Origin of the sequence: Lactococcus formosensis (assembly GCF_018403745.1) — a bacterium.
In the GTDB taxonomy this organism is placed as follows: Bacteria; Bacillota; Bacilli; order Lactobacillales; family Streptococcaceae; genus Lactococcus; species Lactococcus formosensis.
This window is the reverse complement of record NZ_BOVP01000003.1, coordinates 40,240-60,711: the sequence shown is the minus strand read 5'-3', so window position 1 is coordinate 60,711 and position 20,472 is coordinate 40,240. Positions and strand designations below refer to the sequence as shown.

Below are 20,472 nucleotides of genomic sequence, written 5' to 3'. Positions count from 1 at the left end.
TTCTTTGCTCCTTTTTATTTATTAACAAAATAGTTATTCTTTAGGCCTTACACGGCCTTTGGCACTTTCTAGATAAGCCCCAACAAACGGCTGAATACCTTGCTGAACTTCTTTATCTATAAGTTGCCCAACGTTTTCACTCCAAATCGAAATCGAAGAGCCTATTACACTATCTATTGAACTTACTTTGATGCCGGAGTTCAGGGTCAAATGTGCTAAGGTCCAGTGATTTTTCAAACTATCAATAGAGTAAGCCAAATTATCCTCTTTCAACGTCTCCTCTGAAGGTAAAAGATAAAGATAGTACGCATTATAATTAAGCAACTTAAACCCCTTGTTCAAAAGTTGCTGAGCTGGTGCGATATGTTCAAAACCTAAACTCGCTGCAGGAACCTGGCTAAAGAAGTTCACGCGACTATTCGGCGTCCAATAAGCAATCTGAATATCCTTATCGAGATGTGTGACATCTCCATTTCCGATACTATCATTCCACATTCTCATCGTAAAACCACGCTTCTTTAAAAAATCATTGAGTTGATTCACATAATTTACCAAGTCGGGATGACTAGATTGGGGCGTTGTCTGAGCTTCGCCACCTCCAATATGAAAATATTTCTCTGACTGTTGAGCAAAAATTGGTAAATACTCCTCAATCATAGCTTTGGCTAACTCCAAGCTGGCTGGTTTAGCAGGATCCATCATATATAAACTTCTTGGGTCAGACTCAGCTAATCGCACCACTTCACGCTTTTGAGGACTATGTGCTTCAAGGCGCTCAAGAACAGCTCCCATACGAGATGGCGTCCCTAGCTCTGGAATAAGCAAAACTCGATGTTCTATTGCATAATCAACCAAATCCCGTAATTCATTTTTCGTCAAAAATGGGAGATTTGTATCAGGATTATAAGCAATGCCATCACGTATTTCTGCTTGCTCTTCTGTCTGTCCAACCGTCTCCAACTCCACTCCAAGAGCGTGATCATCACTCATGTGAAGTTGCACAAAAGCGTGTGGGATGCCAGATATATCATCAATAAAGTCTTTAATTGTATCTGTCGAATAGTACTTTCTAGAAATATCTAGTGTTAAGCCAGCTTGTTTAGCCTCATGTAGCGTAATACGTTCTTCATTTTCATGTCTCAAAGACAAACCATTATAAATGGCAAAGCCAGCAATTGCGACGATAATAATAAATATCAGCGCAAAAGGTAATATTTTTTTTAGCATCACAATCCTTTATAGCTTACATTTTATCTAAAATTTCATGGATGATTTCATGCGAATCCAAAACATTTGTTTGTTTCATCTGCTTCATAAGTTCGTCTCTATTGTGACCGTCAAACTCAGCTACTGCTCCAACCATGCCAAAAACTAAACTCTCAAAACCACGATTATATGTAGCACTTTGCCAACCATTAATTCCGACTTTTTGCTTGTCTAGTCCAGTAAGGATTTCTAACTCCGTAAGTTCTGATAAACGATAGGTTCCACTGCCTGCTTCAACCGTAAATTCCTCAGAAAAAGCACCTGAAGTCAAGTTCATGCTGGCAATTCCCATACAAGATTGTGTTCTAAGTGTAACAAGCACACGTGAAAGCTTTTTGTCAGGTGTCATGGCTAATTGATAACTGTAACGTTCGATTTCATCATCAAGCAAGTAAATCAAGGTATCCAAGGGATGAATAAAGATGTCATACAAACTAAATTGTACTTCGTCGGCATTATTTGCTAAATTTTTACTTACCTTAATAAAGTTTTTTTGGTTGACCTCTTTAAGTTTGTCTGTCATTGGGGCAAAACGGCGATTAAAGCCGATAACAAAGAGGACATTATTTTCCTCAGCCAAGCGATGAAGTTCTTGGACCTCCTCAAAGTTTTCAGAAATCGGCTTATCCATCATTACATGTGTGCCTGCACTCAAATAGCGTTTTGCAAGGTCAAAATGTTGAGCAGTTGCTGCATGGATGACGACCATATCACAAGTTTCTAAAGCGCCTAAATCCGTTGTCGCATATTCAAACTTGTATTTTTTTCGAATCTCCTCCGCTTTTTCCCAAGTTCGCGAATGCAAAATAAAACGATGTTCGGCTTGCATTTTTGCATAAACGGGCAGGTAGGCCTTACCTGCGATATTTGATGTTGCACCAATTATTCCAATAATCATATAATCTCTCTAACTGTCTTTTGAATAAATGACGATAAGTTTCCCTTGATCAATTTTTAACTCCATCGTCTCACTGATAAAAGCATTACTTGCGTAAATGTCAGCAAAGTTATCCTCAGCTTTAAGTGGATATTTTGCGTTTTTTATCTCTAAACTTCTTTTTGTACCAACCTGAACAATTCCCAAGTACGGATAGTTCTCAATTCTTCGGATTTTATGCTGACCTTGAGTGAGGTATTTTACAAAATTTTGCTCATCCCTTAAAGTAATGTTTTCGGGAAAAGCAAAATTTAGAGGTAGATATACATTGGTCAAATGATGATCGAGCCTTCCACCAAGGGCTCCAACGATCATGATTTCCGCATCTGGAAAACGAGAAAGCACCTGATCTAAACCAGCTTCCAAATCCGTCTGATCCTTCTCTGCCGGCAGCTTAACAAGTTCACAAGCAGCGTCTGATATTTTGTCGAATTCTTCCTGACTTACAGAGTCAAAATCGCCAACCGCTAAGTCTAAATCTTGCTGTTCTTCAATTAAAAATAAAGATCCACGATCAATTCCGACATAATAATCATAACTTTCATCAGGTAAGCTTGCGGGCCGGCCCGCATGAATAAGTACTCTCATCGCTCGTCCCCGCTGCCCGCTATTTTACCTCGGAGCTGACGACTTTCCAGTTTATTTAAGTTGGCTTGAGCGACCTGTTCCAAATCAAGTCCCAGATAGCGCGCGCATGTTGCCACATGCCATAAGACATCGCCTAACTCTTTTTCCAAAGCGCTTTTGTCATTCTCTCGAATTATGCCATCTTGGTCCCGGATGATTTTTTTAATCTTATCCGCTACTTCTCCTGATTCACCCGCTAAACCGAGTACCTTATCTAAAAAAGCAAAATTTACCTGCTCAATGTCCGCTAAAGAGCCATTGACATCAAATTTTATTATCTCCTTTTGATAATCCTTAAGTTCCATAGATAAGGTTCCTCCTTTATTTCTCCCTCTTATTATATCAAAAACTCACCTGAAAAAGGATGTTTCATCCCGTGATTTTATGCAAAAAAGCCCTCAAGCAAGTTGAGAACTTTTATTTAAGTCTTAAGGGCGGATACGTCCAAGCATACGTGGGAATGGAATGGCTTCGCGGATGTGTTGGTTACCTGTAATAAAGGTTACCGCACGTTCCAATCCAAGTCCAAATCCAGAATGTGGCACAGAACCGAATTTACGTAAATCAAGGTACCAGCTATATTCTTCTTCTGAGAGACCAAACTCTTTAACTTTTTCTACCAAGTAATCGTAATCTGTCGCACGTTCAGAACCACCGATGATTTCTCCATAACCTTCTGGCGCGATGAGGTCAGCACAAATCACAACATCTTCACGTGTTGGATGTGGTTTCATGTAGAAAGCTTTAATCGCTTTAGGGTAGTTGATGATAAACGTTGGCATACCATAATAGTTAGAAACAAATGTTTCATGTGGTGAACCAAAGTCATCGCCCCACTCGATATGATCGTAATCATTGTTCGCTTCTTCTTTTTGAAGGAGCTCAATCGCGTCATCGTAAGTGACACGTTTGAAGGGTTCATTAACATATTTTTCCAACAAATCAATGTCACGTTCCAAAGTTTCTAAAGCGTAACGTTGGTTTTCCAAGACTGATTTGATTAAGTGTTTGACATATGCTTCTTGAATATCCAAAGACTCTTCATGCGTTGTGAAGGCCATTTCTGGCTCAATCATCCAGAATTCTGTCAAATGACGACGTGTTTTTGATTTTTCAGCACGGAAAGTTGGCCCAAAGGTAAAGACTTTACCAAATGCCATCGCACCCGCTTCAGCATAGAGTTGACCTGTTTGTGACAGGAAAGCAGGTTGACCGAAGTAGTCTGTTTCGAAAAGTTCTGTTGTTCCTTCTGGTGCTGAACCTGTCAAGATTGGGCTATCAATTTTTACAAAACCGTTGGCATTGTAAAACTCATACGTCGCGCGGATAATTTCGTTACGCACAAGCATAACCGCATGTTGCTTGCGGCTACGTAACCACAAGTGACGGTTATCCATCAAGAAGTCTGTACCGTGCTCTTTTGGTGTGATAGGATAATCCACAGATGCACCGATAACTTCAAGATCTGTGACATCAAGCTCGTAACCAAATTTTGAACGTGAATCTTCTTTTACAACACCTGTTACGATTACTGATGTTTCCTGAGCCAAGTGTTTGATTTCAGTGAATTTTTCTACTCCCGCTTCTTCACCAAATTTTTCAATCATGTTTGGTTTGAAAACGACAGCTTGGAAATAAGCTGTACCATCACGGAGTTGGAGAAATTGCAATTTTCCTTTTCCTGATTTGTCTGCAACCCAAGCGCCAATTTTGATTTCTTCACCAACGTGATCTTTCACATCGATGATTGATACTAAGTCTTTCATAAATAATTCCTTCTCTTTTTTTTTAATATAAATCTTTGTCTGCAAATTTCTCTAACCAGATTTCCCTCAAAGTTTTCAAATCTTCTTTAAAAGCTTGCGGTGTCTGTAATTCATCTTTCTTGAGCTCCTCAAGCACTAGAAGTTCAAAGTCATCCGATTTCCAATCTTTGTCAATAGCTAGTGGAACACCAATACCTGTTTTTTGGGAAAACTCAAAGCGATTTTTTAAGCCAGGTAAATCTGGCGCTATATCAAGATAAAACTTGTTTTTTGAAATATTTTTATAAGCTACAACAGCCCCAAGCTTTTCTTGAAGCTTGTAAGCTGATTTCGCTTCTTTTTTATCTATCATTTGTCTGTTCCATCCAGTCTTTAAGCCGTTGCACAGCTTCTGTTAAACTTTCAAGGTCAGTAGCATAACTCAATCTTACATGCACAGGTGATCCAAATCCTTCACCTGTCACAAGAGCCACACCAGTTTCTTCAAGAATCGCTGTCGCAAAATCCGTAACGTTGTCATACCCTTTCAGTGCCATGGCTTTCTCAACTTTAGGGAAGAGATAGAAAGCACCATTAGGCTTAATCGCCTCAAAGCCAGGAATTTGATTAATCATAGGGTGTATCAAGTTTAGCCGTGCTTCAAAAGCTATACGCATTTTTTCAACTGCCGTTTCATCAGAATTAAAAGCTTCGATGGCTGCATATTGAGCAACTGTACTTGGGTTTGAGGTTGTTTGACCTGCAATCTTTGTCATTGCTGCAATAATTTCACTGTCCCCTACTGCAAGTCCAATACGCCACCCGGTCATTGCAAAGGTCTTCGAGACACCATTAATGACAATTGTGCGTTGACGAATCGCTTCTGATAAGGATGAAATAGCTGTAAATTCGCTTTGATTATAAACTAATCGGTGATAAATATCGTCTGCTAAGATTAAAAGATCGTTAGCTACAGCCCAATTTCCCAGAGCCAGTAATTCTTCTTTTGAATAAATCATTCCTGTTGGATTGGATGGACTATTTAATAAAAGCACCTTCGTCTTTTCGGTTTTTACTGCCTCGAGTTGCTCAACTGTGATTTTAAAATCATTTTCTTGCAAAGTCGAGACGACAACAGGTTGGCCTCCTGACATTTTGACTTGATCCACATAACTCACCCAATACGGAGCTGGGATGATGACTTCATCACCTTTATCTAAAACACTTTGGAAGAAGGCATAAAGCGCAAATTTAGCACCCGTGGTAACTAAAATCTCCTTATCTTCAATGGCATAACCATAATATTTATCCCAATAATTACGCACAGCGCTTTTCAACTCAGGTAAGCCAGAAGCTTGTGTATAGAAACTTGCCTTGCCTGAATGAATAGAATCAATAGCTGCTTCACCGATTAATTCTGGGGTGGAAAAATCTGGCTGCCCTAAAGTTAAGTCAATAATGTTTTTTCCTTGGCTTGCAAGATCTTTAGCACGCTTAGCAGCAGCTAGAGTCACAGACTCTTCAATATTTAAAACAAAATCAGATAGTTTTTTCATAAATTACAACAGCTCCTTACCCGTCTTGAAATCATAAAGTTTAAAACCTTCACGACTATTTACTTGCCATACTGGCTGATTTTTATAAAGGGCCAAGACAATCGATGTCGTAGTATCCGCCTGAAGCGTTTCGGGCTTAACACCTGTTGCCATGTCAATAACTGTTAAATTTCCCCCTTTTTCAGGGATTAAAACACCTATCTCTTTGCCTTTCTCAGTTTTGCCAAGTAAAGAATAATCTGTGCTATCTGTAGTTGCAATGTCAAAAGCTGTTGGAGTTTTCAGCTCAGTTTTATCCTTTGCTATAGCAATTGCAGCGCTTCTTGCTGTATTATAAGGGCGGATTGCTCTCCAGATAAAGAGGCTTATCGCAATAAAACCTGCCAGAATTACCGTTAAAATACCGATAATAATCTGTGTATGCAGAGTCATTCGTCTTCTTCTCATAGCCTACCTTTCTGTCCTTTAGATAATCTATTTAATTATAGCAAAAAAGCAACGAAATTGCTTCTCTACAAAGGTCTTCTGCCGGAAAAAGTTAAATCCATAATTTCCAAGTCTTGTCACTGAAGAATTTCGGTGCCTTTTCTTAACTTCTTCTTGGACTTATCTGTATCAGGTATCACTTTACATCAAGAATTCAAGAATTTTTTCCACTAATTCACTATTTTCAAGTGTTTTAAGCGGCGCAGATTGTGCGAGATTTTTACGCATTCTTTTTGCGTATGACTTCCCTGCCAATCGATTATCAAGAATCACAACTTTAGAATACTGATTATGACGGCGGTTGACGCGCCCAAGAGCTTGTTGCAATTTCAAAGTTGCCATAGGAACATTGAAATCGTAAAAAGGATTATTAAAACGTTTTGCATACTTTTTCGTTAAAATATCATCCGGCGTAGCAAAGGGCAGACGGGGAATCATCAAAACAAGATGATCTTGCTTCTCAAAATCCACACCTTCCCAGAAGGAAGCTAATCCTAGAAGGATCTGCCCTTCTCCTTTATCAAATTTTTTCTTGATTTGTGCAGCGGTCCCATTAATATCTTGAGCCAATACATCCCAACCTTCAGCGGACAGTTGTTCTGCTACAAAAGTTAAGGACACTTTTGCCGTAAAGAGAACGACAACTTGAGCACCCAGCTCAGCGACCTCAGAAACTCTATCCGCAACATAATGCGCGTAAGCCATAACACCTGTATTTTTGATATGCGGCCCATCAGACACGATAAATATTTCTTGGTTTTCAGCGGGATGACTGTCAAATTTGAAGAAACGATAATCCTTAAAGCCCAAAAGCTCTGGGAAAATGGGCTTATCTTCCGTCAGAGATAAGGTTGCCCCCAACATATATATTTTAGTTTCTGAAGGCACTAGCTTTTCAAAGTTATAAAAGTCTGTACTTGAAGCGTGAACAATATCCCCATCACGCCAAATAAAGTTCTGCTCAGGATGTTCAAAAATATCAGCCAATTCTTTTAAGCCGAGTTCTCTCGCATCAAGAGCAATTTTCTCACTGTCCAGCTTTTTATTTTTGAGCTGGAAAGTCAAACTTTCTACAAGACGTTTATTTAAATGCGAATTTTCTGTATCTACGGTTTCCAATTGTTCCGAGATTTTGACTGATTTCTGATTGGCTCTTTCCAGTGTAGTGAAAAGTTGCTGTGCTTCATCCACAACTAATACCCGATTCTGCAAGAAAGTCTCAGGATAATCTGCAAGACGTTCAATCAGGTAAGCATGATTGACAACTTTGACTTGCGAAATTTCAGACCTGCGTTGTGCTTTCAGCCAGAAGTCCTGTTCATAATGCAACTGTTTAGTGTTAACATATCCATCATGTGCAATCTGAGCAAAATACTCCTCGTTGGTCATCACTTTTGAGAGCTCATCTAGCTCCCCTGTAAGTGTCTCCGTCAACCAAACCAAAATTTTCATCTTAAAAATTTCGAAATTTTTGCCCTCCGTATTTGCAAGTAAAAGCCGCGAAAATTTTTCCAATGAAATATAATTCTTCGTACCTAAAATCTTGGAGAAATTCACACCAAATTTTTCTTTAAGAATTGGTGCCACACCATGAATCATCTGATTTTGTAGAACTTTTGTCGGCGTTGACACAACAATTTCCCGTCCTTCTGCAAGTAAGGGGAGGAGATAAGCATATGTCTTACCGATGCCAGTGGGTGCTTCAATGAAAGAAGGACGACTTTGTGCCAGTTCTTCTTTGATTTTCTCAGCAATCTTTTCTTGATTTTTCCGGACTTTAAGACCTAAACGAGAGATATTTTTAGCAAAAGAATTGGCAAGAGGCTGTCTGTTATCTTTAACTTTTTCTCTACGTGTTGCAATATTGTGAACCACATAAAGCTGATTAACCTTGAGGGAGGTATAGGGCAGCTGCTCTTTTAAGAACTCTTTTGTTTCATAGAGCAAACTGTCCGAATGGCGAATGAGTTCCTCCAAAACGGCACGAGGGAGTTTACGGATCCTCTCTTGCATCTTAAGCAGTAATTCCGCTGTAGCTAAAGCATCTGATAAAGCTGCATGAGGTTGGTCGTGTTGCAAGTGCAATCGCTCACTCAGAGCTTCCATTCCGTATTTTTCAAAAGTAGGAAAAATAACACGCGCAAGTTCAACTGTATCTACACGTGGTAACTCCAAGTCCAATCCTAAAGGAAAGAGACTTTTCATTAATAAAGAATAATCAAAACGCGCATTGTGAGCCACAAAAACTGTACCTTCCAATTTTTGACGCACTTCTTCTGCGACTTCTGAAAAGTCTGGCGCCTTTGACAAGCGGCGGTCTGACAAGCCCGTAAGGTTAGCAATCCTCGGCAAAAGTGACTCATGTGGATTGACATCTGTCGTATAAGTGTCTACCACTTCTCCACCCTCGACTAGCGCAATACCAATTTGGATAATTTTATTCTGCGAGCTGTGCGCATCGGTGGCTTCTAAATCTACCACAGCATATCGAGTCATTTTTTTACCTTTCAACTTCTATTTATTTTTATAAGGCTTTGCTTTACTCGGCCGTTTAAAAATAGATCTTTATAATTATATCAAATTAGACGCAATGAGGACAGCACATAGTTGTTCTTCTCGTCATCCATTAGCTTTTCAAGACTGTCTGCTACATCAAAAGATAATTTTTCATTAAAACTACTATTTATATCTCCCTCTCCCTCTCCCTCGTCATCATCATCGTCTATCCGGTCATGAGCATCTGACAGTGTATTTAGACCTTAAAAATAGTTTTTCTTTTACAAATGCTTCAAATTAGAGTAAAATTAGAGTATAGTAAAAAAAAGAAAAGGAGTCCCACTATGCTCGATAATTACAAAAAAATCCTCGTTGGTCTTGACGGTTCTGTAGAATCAACAAAGGCCTTTGATAAAGCTGTTGCCACTGCCCTTCGTAACGATGCCGAATTAGTCATCGCTAACGTCATTGATTTACGTGCATTTCAGTCCATCTCTGCTTATGATTCTGTTGTAGCTGATGACACACATAAAGGTGCTGAAAACCTCATTAATGACTTTGCAAATGAAGCAAAAAACGCTGGTGTAAAAACAGTAACTACTCGTGTCGAATTCGGCTCACCAAAAGTTATGTTGGGACAAACACTTCCAAAAGAAGAAAATATTGACCTTATCGTTCTTGGTGCAACTGGTTTGAGCTACATTGAACGTATATTTATCGGTTCTGTTGCTGACTATATCATTAAAAATGCACCATGTGATACTCTTGTCGTCCGTAAATAATTGTTATCGTTCGTCCTCTCGTTGAGAGGTTTTTTATTAAGAAAAAGCACCGCAGCTTTTGCGGTGCTTTTATTTTTCAATCTTTGTCCGGAGTTTCTCAAGGATTAGTTTGTTTATCCCTTCAGGATTTTGAGCCTTCAACATAGCGTATGCATAGCTGAAACTGAAAGGTTTGGGCGCATAAGCAATATAACGCGCTTGCCAATCACTTGGATTCCATTTTTTCTTGGCTTGATAAAGCCCTTTGAAGCCATATACGCCATTCATATTTTCATAAATAAACTGGAAGAGCTGTGTTGTAACTTTGCTACTGTCCTCGTCGTCTTGAATATTTGCCAAGGGGCAGAGGCCGAGATTACCCCAAGTCACTCCCTCCTCGCGCATTGTTTCAAAGGCTTGAAGAAGGCACACTTCCATAGAGCCATTAGGCACTTGCGCACGGCGGCGCGTAACATCAGCCATATAACCTCTTTCCTCGCCTTCAGCATAAGGAACGAAAATTACGAAAGCCAACATTTTCCCTGCTGCATCACGACTGTAAAAGTAACGGCGTCCGAGAGGATTTTCTAAAGCTAACCCTCCCAACATGAAGCCAAGTTCAGGGCCTTTAGAGCCAAACCATTCGTCTGAGATTTCTTGAAGTTCATTTTCAATTTTTATATCTCGCTTTTCAGTTGGTTTGTATTCTTCAACAGTAATGCCTAAACGATGTGCGTGATTGATGTTGGCACGAACTTTTGCTGTTTTCTTCCCTTTAAGACTAAAGTCTTCTAGATGCAAACAAGCATCCTCACCAATCTTAATCATTGAAAAACCATAAGACTCATAGGCAGAGCGCATCGTTTCTGTAATATCCATAAACAAAATCTTCCACCCATTACGGCGAGAAAAGTGCACCAGTTCTCCCATAAAACGTGCAGCATCTTTAGGGGCACAAACGATATCTCCACAACCAACGAGCACATTGTTTACAACAGTGTACGCCAACATCCCCTCAACCGTAACACTGAAGAAATAAGATTTCTGACCATCAATAGTCATATAGGCCATTGGATTTTGACCATATTTTTCAACAAGGGCGATTGCTTTTTCTTTTTCACGACCACTTAATATCGGGTAATAAACCAATGGCTTTAAGATATAATATAGCGCCAACATCACACAAATCCAAGTGATGATAATAAGCCCCACCATATAAAAGCCATGCACATGAGAATTGAAGTGTGCTTGTCGAATATCCATCGTAAAAAGAAAATGTAAGGATTGTTTAAAGATAGAATAAACATCTGGATTTCCTAAATAATCGCGTTTCAAAAAACTTAAACTCAATAAGGTATTAAAGAATGCCAAAATAAGTGGAATAAAACCGAGAAACACTGCTTTTTTTGCATAATTACGGTCTATTGTTCGGCTAAAATCACGATAAGTTAATCCAAGAATAACCAGAATGATGAGCGAAAGGAGTGAACCAATACTAAAAAATCTCTGAGTAGAAATAAAGTTCAACCGTAAAATAACAAATTGAACAACAATCGTAATAATCCAAGCTGATCTTACCCGCCGGTAGAGATTGAGAGAGACCAAAAGCCCCAAAAGTCCTAAAGCAAAGCCTAAAATATAATGCGGCATGAAACTATAGGAAGGAAAATACTCTCTCAAAACAGGTGAGCGATGCAAATAAAAAGCTAAAATTGCTCCAATATCAATCACTACGGACAGGAAGATTGCTAAATTTTGCGCAAAAATACGTAATCTATACATGAATAAATGTTCCTTTTTGATAACTTGTGATTATTAAATAATCACAACATGTCCTTTTTGCGTAAAGCCCAAACGACAATGCCACAAAATATAAGCGTTAAACCCAGTATGGCCCACATGACCCAACTAATTTCCTGCCCAGGTATGGGGACATTCATCCCGTAAAAGCCGACAACAACGCCTGGAATCCCCAGAACAAAGGTTGCTGAAGTCATAATCTTCATGACAATATTCAGGTTATTGGACACAATATTTGAGAACAAATCACGTAGATTTTGTAAAAGTTTAAGCTGAATACGTGTTTCTGTGTAGGCCTGATCTGTTTCAATATAAATATCATAAATCTTATCAGCAAAGCCATCTTCATCTTCTTCACGCAGATAATCAATAAATTTCTTCAACACTTCGAGATTATTGTTCAAAGCATCTTCAAAATAAATCAGGCTGGCTTGAATACCAATCATATCAACGATTTGATCATTTTTTGTTGAGTTCTTAATTCCCACTTCAAGACGACGACGACGGAGACGGAACTCTCTTAAATAATCATGGAAGTCATGTGTCATTTGGTACATCACCTGATAAATGATTTCATGCTTATAGCGCGTAGAGCTATATTCTCTACCAAATATATGTTCTCCCTTAATGTCGTGATTCAGAGCCAAAATAACAGCTTCATTTTTTGTCCAAATCAAAGAATAAGGAAATGTGCCCACCTCGCCATAACTTGATGAGGCTGGATATTGTAAAAGTATCAGATTATTATCGATATCATCCGTTTCAAAACGGGCATTTTCATAATCATCGAGAATGCCGCTAAGGTAGTCAAAGGGCAGTTGAAAGTACTCCGAGACACTACCAATTTCTTCGCGTGTCGGATTGAGTACATATGTGAAATTCCTCATCTCTGCCGTAGAGACTAGCCGATGTTCAGCTGACAATTCGTAGTTTTTAATCATAATTATATTTTAACAGAAAATCTCTTAAATAAACGTCTCAAACGCTGTTTTACCCTCTGATTTTCACCTTACTTTTTTGAAAGCATTTTCCAAACCAATCAAGCCATGAAAAATATGATTTATGCTACAATTAGCTTAAAGTTAAGAATGTTCTGACATAAAATATATTTTAAGGAGGATTTCATATGTCGACAATGGTTTTCGTCAACTTCCCCGTTACTGATATCCAAGTCTCTACAGCCTTTTATGAAAAAATTGGCTTCAAGAAAAATCCCGATTTTTCTGATGATTTGGTAAGTTGTATGGTTTGGGATGAAAATTTCTATATCATGCTGCTTTCGCATGAGCGCTACCAAACATTTATTGGTGATAAAACAATTGCTGATACGCATAAAGTTAGTGGTGCCCTTGCTGCATTTACTCTTCCTAGTGCAGATGCCGTTAAAGAATTTGGCAAGCTCGCCAATGAAAATGGCGGACAATCTCTTCATTTGGAAAATGGCATTCCTGAGGACGTCATGTATGGCCTGGAAGTCCAAGATCCAGATGGGAACTGCTTAGAGCCCGTCTGGATGGCTATGTAAATCAATTCTCTTTCTACAAAAAGACAGGTTTTTATTCCTGTCTTTTTTAATTCAAACGACTTAAGTAATCATCTGTAGCTTTAAAGAATACAACTTTATTATCCATTCGAACAGCGCCAAGCTCGTTTGCTTGTACATCATTTGCCCAAAAGTAAAGATAGCTTTCTTTACCGGAGATGTCAACTGGATTCGGCAACTCTGTTGAAGGTTCACTAATGAGCGATTTTTCATTCAAATCATTATTCGTTTTGCTGACGAGGTTGTAACCATTGGTTTGAATATAAGCCTCTGCTTCCGCTGTCTTAGCTACAATTAAGTTCTTATAGGTACTTTGAGGCGGGACAAGATGATAGAGAGAAGAGATAGACTGTTCACTACTGCTTGTTGAAGTTGAAGATGAAGTTGTTTTAACTTCAGAGGAGCTATTTGTAGTGCTCCTCTCTGTTTTGGACGTCGAAGAACTAGAACTTTCCTTTGCCATCGGTGTAGCAGGTGATTGAGTAATATTAGATATCCCTAAGGCAACTATTGCTCCAAGTAAGAACGAAAACATCCCTACAATAATATACTTTTTCATCTGTTTTTTCTCCTTTATTCTATTATACACAGTTTTTTAATTCCACTCGTCTCATTTGCTCTGAAACACAAGATAATCTCTTCTTAGCTAAAATTTTGAAAGCGTTGCGTCTGTTTCTATCCTATTTTTTGGTATAATTACTCTAGTTAAGAAAGCTCTCGAAATACATTATGTCTTTGAGATGTGTCTTTCACTGCTTATATACTATCACAAGGAGACAAAATGTGAATTACAGCCATATTAAAATAGGGCAAAGAACAATCAAAACAGCAATTTGTGCAACACTAGCTATTATTATTGCACAATTTTTCCACTTAGAATCTGCGACCAGTGCAGGAATCATTGCCATTCTCTCCATTACGAACACGCAGAAAAGCACCTTACGTTTAGGCTTTATGCGTGTTTTAGGACTTATCATCGCTACTTTACTCGCCTTCATCGTTTTAAACTTATTTAATTTTACACCTTTATCTTTTGGTATTTTCTTACTTTTGTTTATTCCTATCTCTGTCGCCACCAATACTAGCGAAGGTATCGTCGTAAACTCCGTACTTTTTTCCCACTACCTCTTAGCCCAAGAAATAACTTTTCCTCTTGTAGGCAATGAGTTTTCATTAATGTTTATTGGGGTTGGTTTAGCACTTTTGGCAAACATATATATGCCAAGCAACGAAAGATTATTAGAAAACAATCTCAATATTTTAGAAAAAGAATTCAAAAATATTTCAGCACACCTCGTCATTTGTTTAAATCAAAAACAAGATTTAAAAGATCTCGTTGCACAGTGTGACAACCTGCTTGACCTCATCGAAGCAAGCAGCAAAATCGCCACTGAAAAATCAGAGAATAATCTTTTAAGAAATAATACATTTTATCAACGCTATTTCGATATGCGCCATATCCAAATTACTCTTCTCAAAGATATTATTATGAAACTAGAAGAAATAGATGTGGACAGCACACATATCGCTGAAATTTCCAATATTTTTGAAACTCTGTCACTCACCTACGCTGCACATAATGACGGCAGTGAGCTCTTAAAGAAAATAGAGAGCGCCTATTCTCATTATCGTCAGATGGACTTGCCTCAAACGCGTGAAGAGTTTGAAAATCGTGCTGGTCTTTTCCAAGTGCTTCAGTTGCTTGAATTATTGATTCAAGAAAAAAATACTTTTGCACTGAATCAGACCAACAATGCTTCCTAAGAGGCGAACACAAAAAATCTTGCCCCTCTTATGAGCCAGCAAGATTTTTTTATATCTCAGTTATAACGAGCTGGGCACCGACATGATCCTCCAAGATAATGCTCTTACTTCTAACTTCATAGGTCCTTCCCGTTGCCACTACTCTTTCCAAAACTGCTTCATAATATTCTCTCCCAACTTCAATCTCCCAGGCTAAAATACCATTTTCCTGCAAGTTACGTTTTTTCAACCTTGTCCCTTCCCAGAGATTTGTCGCAAAGTGATGGTGGTAATGATTTTGCGAGTAAAAATGAGCCGTATTACCTACTCGTGCAACTAAATCCGTCTGAAGCATATCAATAAAAAGTTTATCAGCTAGTGCGAGAGAATTTCCCGTGAAATGAAGATGACCAATACTCATTTTTGCCGGATAACTAAAATCTCCAACTTTTTTTGTTGCTAAAACAGCCTCAACATCTACAGAAAAGGTCCCCATTTCTACCTGCCCCTCATCATCCCAGTTCCAATTTTTCGAATCGCGGTCATGATAGAGCTCTATTCCATTTCCTTCAGGATCACTAAGATAGAAAGACTCACTTACGAGATGATCCCCCGCTCCTATCGGATATTTTGCCTTAATGAGTCGTTCAATAAGTCCAGCTTTTGAGGCACGGTCGGGGAAAAGAATAGCATAATGAAAAAGCCCAGTCGATTTCTCTGTACGTGTCATTCCACCAAACTCAAGATGCAAAAAAGGAACTTCTCCTTTCCTAAACGCGTAAGAAATTATATCTTCTGTTTCCTCAGTAGGATAAAGTCCTAATAATTCTTCATAAAAATAGCGCATAACTTGTCGATTAGATGCTTTCAAAGTAATATTTTTAATCTTAAAGGGTTGGGTGTACATACTTATTCTCATTTCTTTTGAATTTTACTTCGTTCTTTATATGTTGTTAGTATATCACTTAAAATTCAGAAAGCAAAAGACTTTGTTTACAAATGTAAACAAAGTCTTTTGTCGCTTTAAAAGTTATTGTGATTCTTCTTTTACCCCAGCGGAGCCTTTTGTCCCAAAATGTGTAGCAATTGCTCCGCCACCATGTTTTTGATAATTTACAGCAGAAAATCCAGCCTCACTAAAGAGCAGAGCCAAAGCTTTCGCATCAGGAAAATTCTCTGCAGATTTTTGAAGCCATTGATATTCTTTCAAAGACTTGGCAAATATTTTCCCCAGAAAAGGCATCACTTTTTTAAAGTAAAGTTCAAATGCTTGCTTGTAAATGGGAAAAGTCGGATGAGAAGTTTCAATACAAACTACTTGGCCTCCAGGTTTTAAGACACGGAAAATTTCTCGTAGTACTGTGAGATAGTCAGGAGTATTTCTCAAGCCGTAACCAATCGTAACTGCATCAAACATTTCCTTTTCAAAAGGAATAGCCATAGCATTTCCTTGAATAAATTCAATATTTGTATTGCCCTTTTTGTCAAGTTTATTTCGAGCAACTTCCAACATATTTTCAGAAAAGTCTAAGCCCACAACCTTACCACTCTTGCCCACAGCTTTTGAAAGGTCGAATGTCCAATCTCCTGTTCCACAACACAAATCCAAAACGGTCATTCCGGATAAATTTCCCATTTTTTTCATGGTTTTATCTCGCCATATATCATGTTGTTTGAAACTTATGATTGCATTCATTTTGTCATAATCAGTGGATATATTATTAAATATTTCGTGTACACGTTCTTCGTTTACCTTATTCATGTACTCATTATAGCATAAGCTAGCCTTCACACTATTGCTTCTTGCCTCTCAATTTGCAATCAAAAAAACACCCCTTCCGTGTTTAAAGATTAAACATAGAAAAAATGTTTCTTTAATCATTAGTTGCTCTCTAAGCCTTATTGTTTAAGGTTGTGGAATGCGTTAAAATCTTATAAAGATCTGATTTTTAGATTTTTATAAAAAAAGAGAGCATATTTGTTTAGAATAAAAGGATTCGTCGATATCTATCTCTTATATTAGAAAATTGTTGACTTCTATTTTAATAAATACTAGATATTCAATATTCTCTCTCAAAGAAAAATAAACAATTATCATATAAAAATAAATTACTAAATCCTAATTAGACTCTTTATTTAGGATATAAACTTACTTGTTTCACAAAGCTTTGTATTTTTGTGTTGCACATAAATCATTAACATTATTGTTACTGATATCTATCTAAAAATAATTAACACTAAATATATATTTTATATTTTTAATATAACTCATCAACCCTAGTCTTTCAATAAAATTTATGAGGAAGACTGTAATAATAACTTTGTTGTTTCCATTCTTTAGGAAAACTCTGTAACAAACCTTTATCTTCTATCCCTTCAATAACAATTTCTTTCTCAAACTGCTTAACAATAGCTTCGATAGATAATAAGTAGTCAAAGAGTTTTTCCGATTCAACGAAGTCCTTAATTTCTAATACTGATAATTTAATTCTAGTTATAAAAGGTACTAAAACAATTAAACTCCCTAAAGAATTAATCCCTAATAAAAAATCATCATACTTAAACGCTTTGAGAAATTCAATTGTTTCTGGATAAAACAACTCTTGATAATCAATATTTAACGAGTATATAGCATTATCTTTTTCACATAGTTCATGTAGAATTTTACTAATTTTTCGAATGTATAACGTGTGAAATTCTTGATTTACCATCACTTCTTCAAAAAGTTGCTCTGGAAATATATACTTCCCTTTAATCTTCCCTCTAAGTAGTAATTCATACTCTTCTTGTCCACATTTACTCCAAGTAAATATTTTTTGTCTAAAAAAACATATATTGCAGAGCATTTCTACTATGTTGTCTTGTGTCATTATATACCGTTCTTTTTATTCAACAAGGATAATGTAATAAAATTATTTTAGATAAGTACCTTTATTGGTAAATAACACATCTTGGATATATTCAGATAACAGTTTCCAAGCATGTTTATCAAATAAATCTCCAAATAAAACTACTGGTGTTGTTAATATGAAATCAGTATGAATCATATCGGAAATAATTATATCAGCCTCATATATATTAGTAGTAAACATCACAAAATTTTGATTATAGATATCTGTTATATATTTTTTTACTACATCAACATACATTGTTTCTATATAGAATTCTATATATATTTTTACAGAATTTAAATTTTCTTGATGGAATTGATCGAACAGAAGATTTAGAACATATCTATTTGCAAATTCTCTTTCTTCTTCTTGAAACCCCTCTAAAAGTTCTGTATCAATCAACTTTACAATAGATTGAGGATATTTTCTATCTGGAAGATAGATTTGGGATATAGTTGTAAACCTCCCAAGCTTAAAGAATCTTACAGCTTCTAATTTAACAACCATCTCAAATAAAATAAGATAATATTGTTCTTCACTATATTGTTCTAACCGATTTGCACAATCAATAATTTTAATTACTCTATAAATAAGTGGCTTCTCTATATAGTTCTCTTTTATATTTTTAGCAATAGATATTTTTTCATTAAGAGATATCACTTCAGGAGCTATATGTAATATAAGTAAAAAGCAAAAACCTTCTATCTCTAAATTAGGAAATAAACTTTGAACTTTCCATATAGAGTTTGAATACTTACTACCAATCTTCCCTATATAAAAAAGTTCTTCTACTAATGCTTGCCTTAATGGATATTTATTGATTGTATCTATAATAAAATACATAAAGCTGTTTATCTTAAACTTATTACTTTTTGAAAGAACATCATTATTTTTTAAGCTAATATACTTGTAATCTTTCGAATCTAAATTTCCTTCGATTCCAGATAATATATAAGTATAATAGCGAAACAGAATAATATCAATAGTATGACCTTCAACATAGACACTGTTTTCTTGCACTATGAATTCAACATCCAATTTAAGCAAACGAAATATCATATTACATTGATTTATAAGTTTATAACAATAAGAAATGCTATAGTTTAAATCTATAGAAAGGTCATAAACTTTATATTCTTTTTTTGATAATATTTTATAAAATAAAGTAAGTAATGTTGATCCTTTTAAATAATCTTTTTTTAATTTTTCATATATTAATATGTTTTCTCTAAATGTTCTTGAATGTACTAAATACATTATTTGTGAGCTATACTTAATTGTCATCTGAGAATCGTATTGCTCTATATCACTTACTAGCATGGTGATCGCTTTTTTTACATTCCTATCTGATAGATCAAATTCTTCTCTCACTTTAGAAAATGATATAAATTTATTCTTAATTAGTAATTCGAATATCACTAATTTTCGAACATCATTTTTATTAACAAACAATAATAATATATCCTTTGGTAGCATCTCTATTCTCCTAATAAATTTATTATATCATAGTGCTAATTTGAAAAAATATCATTTTTTACTCTTTGATATCTTATTTTTTCTAATAAATAAAACAAAAAGTATGACTAACAATGTACAGAGAATCATAATAATTACTACTATATATAAGAGATTAAATGGCTTTTTATCTAGTCCAATAGCTTTTTCATTGATTACTTTTGCTTGTTCTTTTTCAACTATAAAATATTTTAGTGTTTTAAAAGAAATACCTTCTCCTTCAACCTTCATATCAACCATGTATTTTCCTGGTTTTAATTCTTTGTTTTGAGTGCTCGTATGTATATTATAATACGAATATGGAGCCATTGACTTCCCTTTTTCTTCTGTGTGGTAAAAAATTTTATTATTTTTATAAATATTTATATCAAAATCTAAATTTTTAGCAATTACAGGAGTATTATTTAATACTGTATTTACAATGCTGGGTTTATTAAGATAATTTTCGGGACTTACGCTTGTAAAACTTAGTTGAGGAACTACATTTTGCCTCTCTTCACTTAACTTTACACCTAATGTGTAAGAAAACTTATTGCTTATAGAAACGGATTGACCCTTATTTTCCCCTGTGTGTTCTTCTTTTTCTTTTATAGAGAAAGCTCCTAAAACATATCCTTTATATTTTATATCAGGAATTTTTAGATTAAACGAAGCTATTGTTTTTTCGAAAGGCTTTAATTTTACAGTCTGCTTTCCTGATACTAAGTCTGTAAATTTAAGTGGAGCATCATTAGACAACTTAATATTGTCTTTATCATAACTTATCACACCGTTATCATTTGTATATGCATTTCTAGGAGTTACTTCAATATCAATAAGTTGATCTGTACTATTTTCTAACTCAATCTGAATATCTTGCTCCTGCTTCGGAATAACCAGTAAATCAAAATACGTTGCCTCACTCATTTGGTTTTCAGGCAAAAGCGCGTTTACAGTAAAGTTCATCCCGTCTGCTTTTACTTCTTGACTATTAAAAACAAAAGATCCAATTATTATTAATATAATTAACATAGATATTCTATTCGATTTGCTATTTAACATTATTAACATCTTTCTATAAATAAAAATAAATCAATAATAAAACTGATTTACTTTTATTTTTACTT

At 36.1% G+C, this 20,472-nt stretch carries 20 protein-coding genes; 3 read left to right on the top strand and 17 right to left on the bottom strand.

Annotation, left to right across the window (positions count from 1 at the left end; genetic code table 11):
- Window positions 1-33 precede the first annotated feature (33 nt).
- From KJS37_RS03780 to KJS37_RS03740, 9 genes are all read right to left on the bottom strand, one after another.
- Window positions 34-1,227 carry a family 20 glycosylhydrolase gene (locus KJS37_RS03780; protein WP_213495958.1) on the bottom strand — a complete coding sequence of 398 codons (1,194 nt, stop codon included), beginning with the start codon at window positions 1,225-1,227 and terminating at the stop codon, window positions 34-36.
- 16 nt (window positions 1,228-1,243) lie between these two features.
- Window positions 1,244-2,164, bottom strand: a complete 921-nt coding sequence (locus KJS37_RS03775) for a Gfo/Idh/MocA family protein (protein WP_017368563.1) — start codon at window positions 2,162-2,164, stop codon at window positions 1,244-1,246.
- A 9-nt stretch (window positions 2,165-2,173) separates the two neighbouring features.
- Window positions 2,174-2,791, bottom strand: coding sequence for a thiamine diphosphokinase (locus KJS37_RS03770; RefSeq protein ID WP_213495957.1), 618 nt, complete (start codon window positions 2,789-2,791; stop codon window positions 2,174-2,176).
- Entirely contained in the window at window positions 2,788-3,135 is a 348-nt protein-coding gene (locus KJS37_RS03765; protein WP_213495956.1) for a nucleoside triphosphate pyrophosphohydrolase family protein, read from the bottom strand. The genes KJS37_RS03770 and KJS37_RS03765 overlap by 4 nt, the downstream gene beginning before the upstream one ends.
- A 123-nt stretch (window positions 3,136-3,258) precedes the next feature.
- A complete protein-coding gene (asnS, locus tag KJS37_RS03760) occupies window positions 3,259-4,596 on the bottom strand; it encodes an asparagine--tRNA ligase (RefSeq protein ID WP_017368560.1) in 1,338 nt (445 codons plus the stop codon).
- A 22-nt stretch (window positions 4,597-4,618) separates the two neighbouring features.
- Complete coding sequence (locus KJS37_RS03755; RefSeq protein WP_096369225.1) at window positions 4,619-4,948, bottom strand: GIY-YIG nuclease family protein; 330 nt, start codon at window positions 4,946-4,948, stop codon at window positions 4,619-4,621.
- Complete coding sequence (locus tag KJS37_RS03750; RefSeq protein ID WP_213495955.1) at window positions 4,938-6,131, bottom strand: pyridoxal phosphate-dependent aminotransferase; 1,194 nt, start codon at window positions 6,129-6,131, stop codon at window positions 4,938-4,940. The genes KJS37_RS03755 and KJS37_RS03750 overlap by 11 nt, the downstream gene beginning before the upstream one ends.
- 3 nt (window positions 6,132-6,134) lie before the next feature.
- Window positions 6,135-6,578, bottom strand: a complete 444-nt coding sequence (locus KJS37_RS03745) for a cell wall elongation regulator TseB-like domain-containing protein (RefSeq protein WP_213495954.1) — start codon at window positions 6,576-6,578, stop codon at window positions 6,135-6,137.
- 180 nt (window positions 6,579-6,758) lie between these two features.
- A complete protein-coding gene (locus KJS37_RS03740; protein WP_213495953.1) occupies window positions 6,759-9,113 on the bottom strand; it encodes a helicase C-terminal domain-containing protein in 2,355 nt (784 codons plus the stop codon).
- A 344-nt stretch (window positions 9,114-9,457) separates the two neighbouring features.
- On the opposite strand from KJS37_RS03740, the gene KJS37_RS03735 reads away from it, so the two are divergent.
- Window positions 9,458-9,895: a universal stress protein gene (locus KJS37_RS03735; protein WP_017368555.1), complete on the top strand. Its 438-nt coding sequence runs from the start codon at window positions 9,458-9,460 to the stop codon at window positions 9,893-9,895.
- 69 nt (window positions 9,896-9,964) lie between these two features.
- Here KJS37_RS03735 and KJS37_RS03730 read toward each other — a convergent pair whose 3' ends face one another.
- Together KJS37_RS03730 and KJS37_RS03725 are read right to left on the bottom strand one after the other, a co-directional pair.
- Entirely contained in the window at window positions 9,965-11,656 is a 1,692-nt protein-coding gene (locus tag KJS37_RS03730) for a bifunctional lysylphosphatidylglycerol flippase/synthetase MprF (RefSeq protein WP_213495951.1), read from the bottom strand.
- Window positions 11,657-11,697: 41 nt separating this feature from the next.
- Window positions 11,698-12,615 carry a magnesium transporter CorA family protein gene (locus tag KJS37_RS03725; protein ID WP_003133025.1) on the bottom strand — a complete coding sequence of 306 codons (918 nt, stop codon included), beginning with the start codon at window positions 12,613-12,615 and terminating at the stop codon, window positions 11,698-11,700.
- 185 nt (window positions 12,616-12,800) lie between these two features.
- On the opposite strand from KJS37_RS03725, the gene KJS37_RS03720 reads away from it, so the two are divergent.
- The gene (locus tag KJS37_RS03720) at window positions 12,801-13,199 is read left to right on the top strand and encodes a VOC family protein (RefSeq protein ID WP_017368553.1); all 399 of its coding nucleotides are present in this window, start codon (window positions 12,801-12,803) and stop codon (window positions 13,197-13,199) included.
- A gap of 46 nt (window positions 13,200-13,245) precedes the next feature.
- On the opposite strand, the gene KJS37_RS03715 is transcribed toward KJS37_RS03720, so the two are convergent.
- The gene (locus tag KJS37_RS03715) at window positions 13,246-13,776 is read right to left on the bottom strand and encodes a hypothetical protein (RefSeq protein WP_213495949.1); all 531 of its coding nucleotides are present in this window, start codon (window positions 13,774-13,776) and stop codon (window positions 13,246-13,248) included.
- Window positions 13,777-14,000: 224 nt separating this feature from the next.
- On the opposite strand from KJS37_RS03715, the gene KJS37_RS03710 reads away from it, so the two are divergent.
- Window positions 14,001-14,981, top strand: a complete 981-nt coding sequence (locus KJS37_RS03710) for an aromatic acid exporter family protein (protein WP_096369219.1) — start codon at window positions 14,001-14,003, stop codon at window positions 14,979-14,981.
- A gap of 49 nt (window positions 14,982-15,030) precedes the next feature.
- Here the strand turns inward: KJS37_RS03710 and KJS37_RS03705 are convergent, their stop codons facing one another.
- From KJS37_RS03705 to KJS37_RS03685, 5 genes are all read right to left on the bottom strand, one after another.
- Window positions 15,031-15,867 carry a VOC family protein gene (locus KJS37_RS03705; RefSeq protein WP_213495947.1) on the bottom strand — a complete coding sequence of 279 codons (837 nt, stop codon included), beginning with the start codon at window positions 15,865-15,867 and terminating at the stop codon, window positions 15,031-15,033.
- A gap of 123 nt (window positions 15,868-15,990) precedes the next feature.
- Window positions 15,991-16,722, bottom strand: a complete 732-nt coding sequence (locus KJS37_RS03700; protein WP_213495946.1) for a demethylmenaquinone methyltransferase — start codon at window positions 16,720-16,722, stop codon at window positions 15,991-15,993.
- A gap of 523 nt (window positions 16,723-17,245) precedes the next feature.
- Window positions 17,246-17,830 carry an EAL domain-containing protein gene (locus KJS37_RS03695; protein ID WP_244851326.1) on the bottom strand — a complete coding sequence of 195 codons (585 nt, stop codon included), beginning with the start codon at window positions 17,828-17,830 and terminating at the stop codon, window positions 17,246-17,248.
- Between the two features lie 42 nt (window positions 17,831-17,872).
- Window positions 17,873-19,327 (bottom strand): hypothetical protein, encoded by a 1,455-nt coding sequence (locus KJS37_RS03690; protein WP_017368547.1) that lies wholly within the window; start codon window positions 19,325-19,327, stop codon window positions 17,873-17,875.
- Between the two features lie 51 nt (window positions 19,328-19,378).
- Window positions 19,379-20,407, bottom strand: coding sequence for a WxLIP family cell surface protein (locus KJS37_RS03685; RefSeq protein WP_213495945.1), 1,029 nt, complete (start codon window positions 20,405-20,407; stop codon window positions 19,379-19,381).
- Window positions 20,408-20,472 lie beyond the last annotated feature (65 nt).

Bases quoted from the DNA above. Each gene is read 5' to 3' on its own strand.
- KJS37_RS03780 (WP_213495958.1), bottom strand. From the start codon at position 1,227: ATGCTAAAAAAAATATTACCTTTTGCGCTGATATTTATTATTATCGTC.
- KJS37_RS03750 (WP_213495955.1), bottom strand. From the start codon at position 6,131: ATGAAAAAACTATCTGATTTTGTTTTAAATATTGAAGAGTCTGTGACT.
- KJS37_RS03690 (WP_017368547.1), bottom strand. From the start codon at position 19,327: ATGCTACCAAAGGATATATTATTATTGTTTGTTAATAAAAATGATGTT.
- KJS37_RS03755 (WP_096369225.1), bottom strand. From the start codon at position 4,948: ATGATAGATAAAAAAGAAGCGAAATCAGCTTACAAGCTTCAAGAAAAG.
- KJS37_RS03725 (WP_003133025.1), bottom strand. From the start codon at position 12,615: ATGATTAAAAACTACGAATTGTCAGCTGAACATCGGCTAGTCTCTACG.
- asnS (WP_017368560.1), bottom strand. From the start codon at position 4,596: ATGAAAGACTTAGTATCAATCATCGATGTGAAAGATCACGTTGGTGAA.
- KJS37_RS03765 (WP_213495956.1), bottom strand. From the start codon at position 3,135: ATGGAACTTAAGGATTATCAAAAGGAGATAATAAAATTTGATGTCAAT.
- KJS37_RS03705 (WP_213495947.1), bottom strand. From the start codon at position 15,867: ATGTACACCCAACCCTTTAAGATTAAAAATATTACTTTGAAAGCATCT.
- KJS37_RS03695 (WP_244851326.1), bottom strand. From the start codon at position 17,830: ATGACACAAGACAACATAGTAGAAATGCTCTGCAATATATGTTTTTTT.
- KJS37_RS03740 (WP_213495953.1), bottom strand. From the start codon at position 9,113: ATGACTCGATATGCTGTGGTAGATTTAGAAGCCACCGATGCGCACAGC.
- KJS37_RS03715 (WP_213495949.1), bottom strand. From the start codon at position 13,776: ATGAAAAAGTATATTATTGTAGGGATGTTTTCGTTCTTACTTGGAGCA.
- KJS37_RS03720 (WP_017368553.1), top strand. From the start codon at position 12,801: ATGTCGACAATGGTTTTCGTCAACTTCCCCGTTACTGATATCCAAGTC.
- KJS37_RS03770 (WP_213495957.1), bottom strand. From the start codon at position 2,791: ATGAGAGTACTTATTCATGCGGGCCGGCCCGCAAGCTTACCTGATGAA.
- KJS37_RS03745 (WP_213495954.1), bottom strand. From the start codon at position 6,578: ATGAGAAGAAGACGAATGACTCTGCATACACAGATTATTATCGGTATT.
- KJS37_RS03685 (WP_213495945.1), bottom strand. From the start codon at position 20,407: ATGTTAAATAGCAAATCGAATAGAATATCTATGTTAATTATATTAATA.
- KJS37_RS03735 (WP_017368555.1), top strand. From the start codon at position 9,458: ATGCTCGATAATTACAAAAAAATCCTCGTTGGTCTTGACGGTTCTGTA.
- KJS37_RS03730 (WP_213495951.1), bottom strand. From the start codon at position 11,656: ATGTATAGATTACGTATTTTTGCGCAAAATTTAGCAATCTTCCTGTCC.
- KJS37_RS03775 (WP_017368563.1), bottom strand. From the start codon at position 2,164: ATGATTATTGGAATAATTGGTGCAACATCAAATATCGCAGGTAAGGCC.
- KJS37_RS03700 (WP_213495946.1), bottom strand. From the start codon at position 16,722: ATGAATAAGGTAAACGAAGAACGTGTACACGAAATATTTAATAATATA.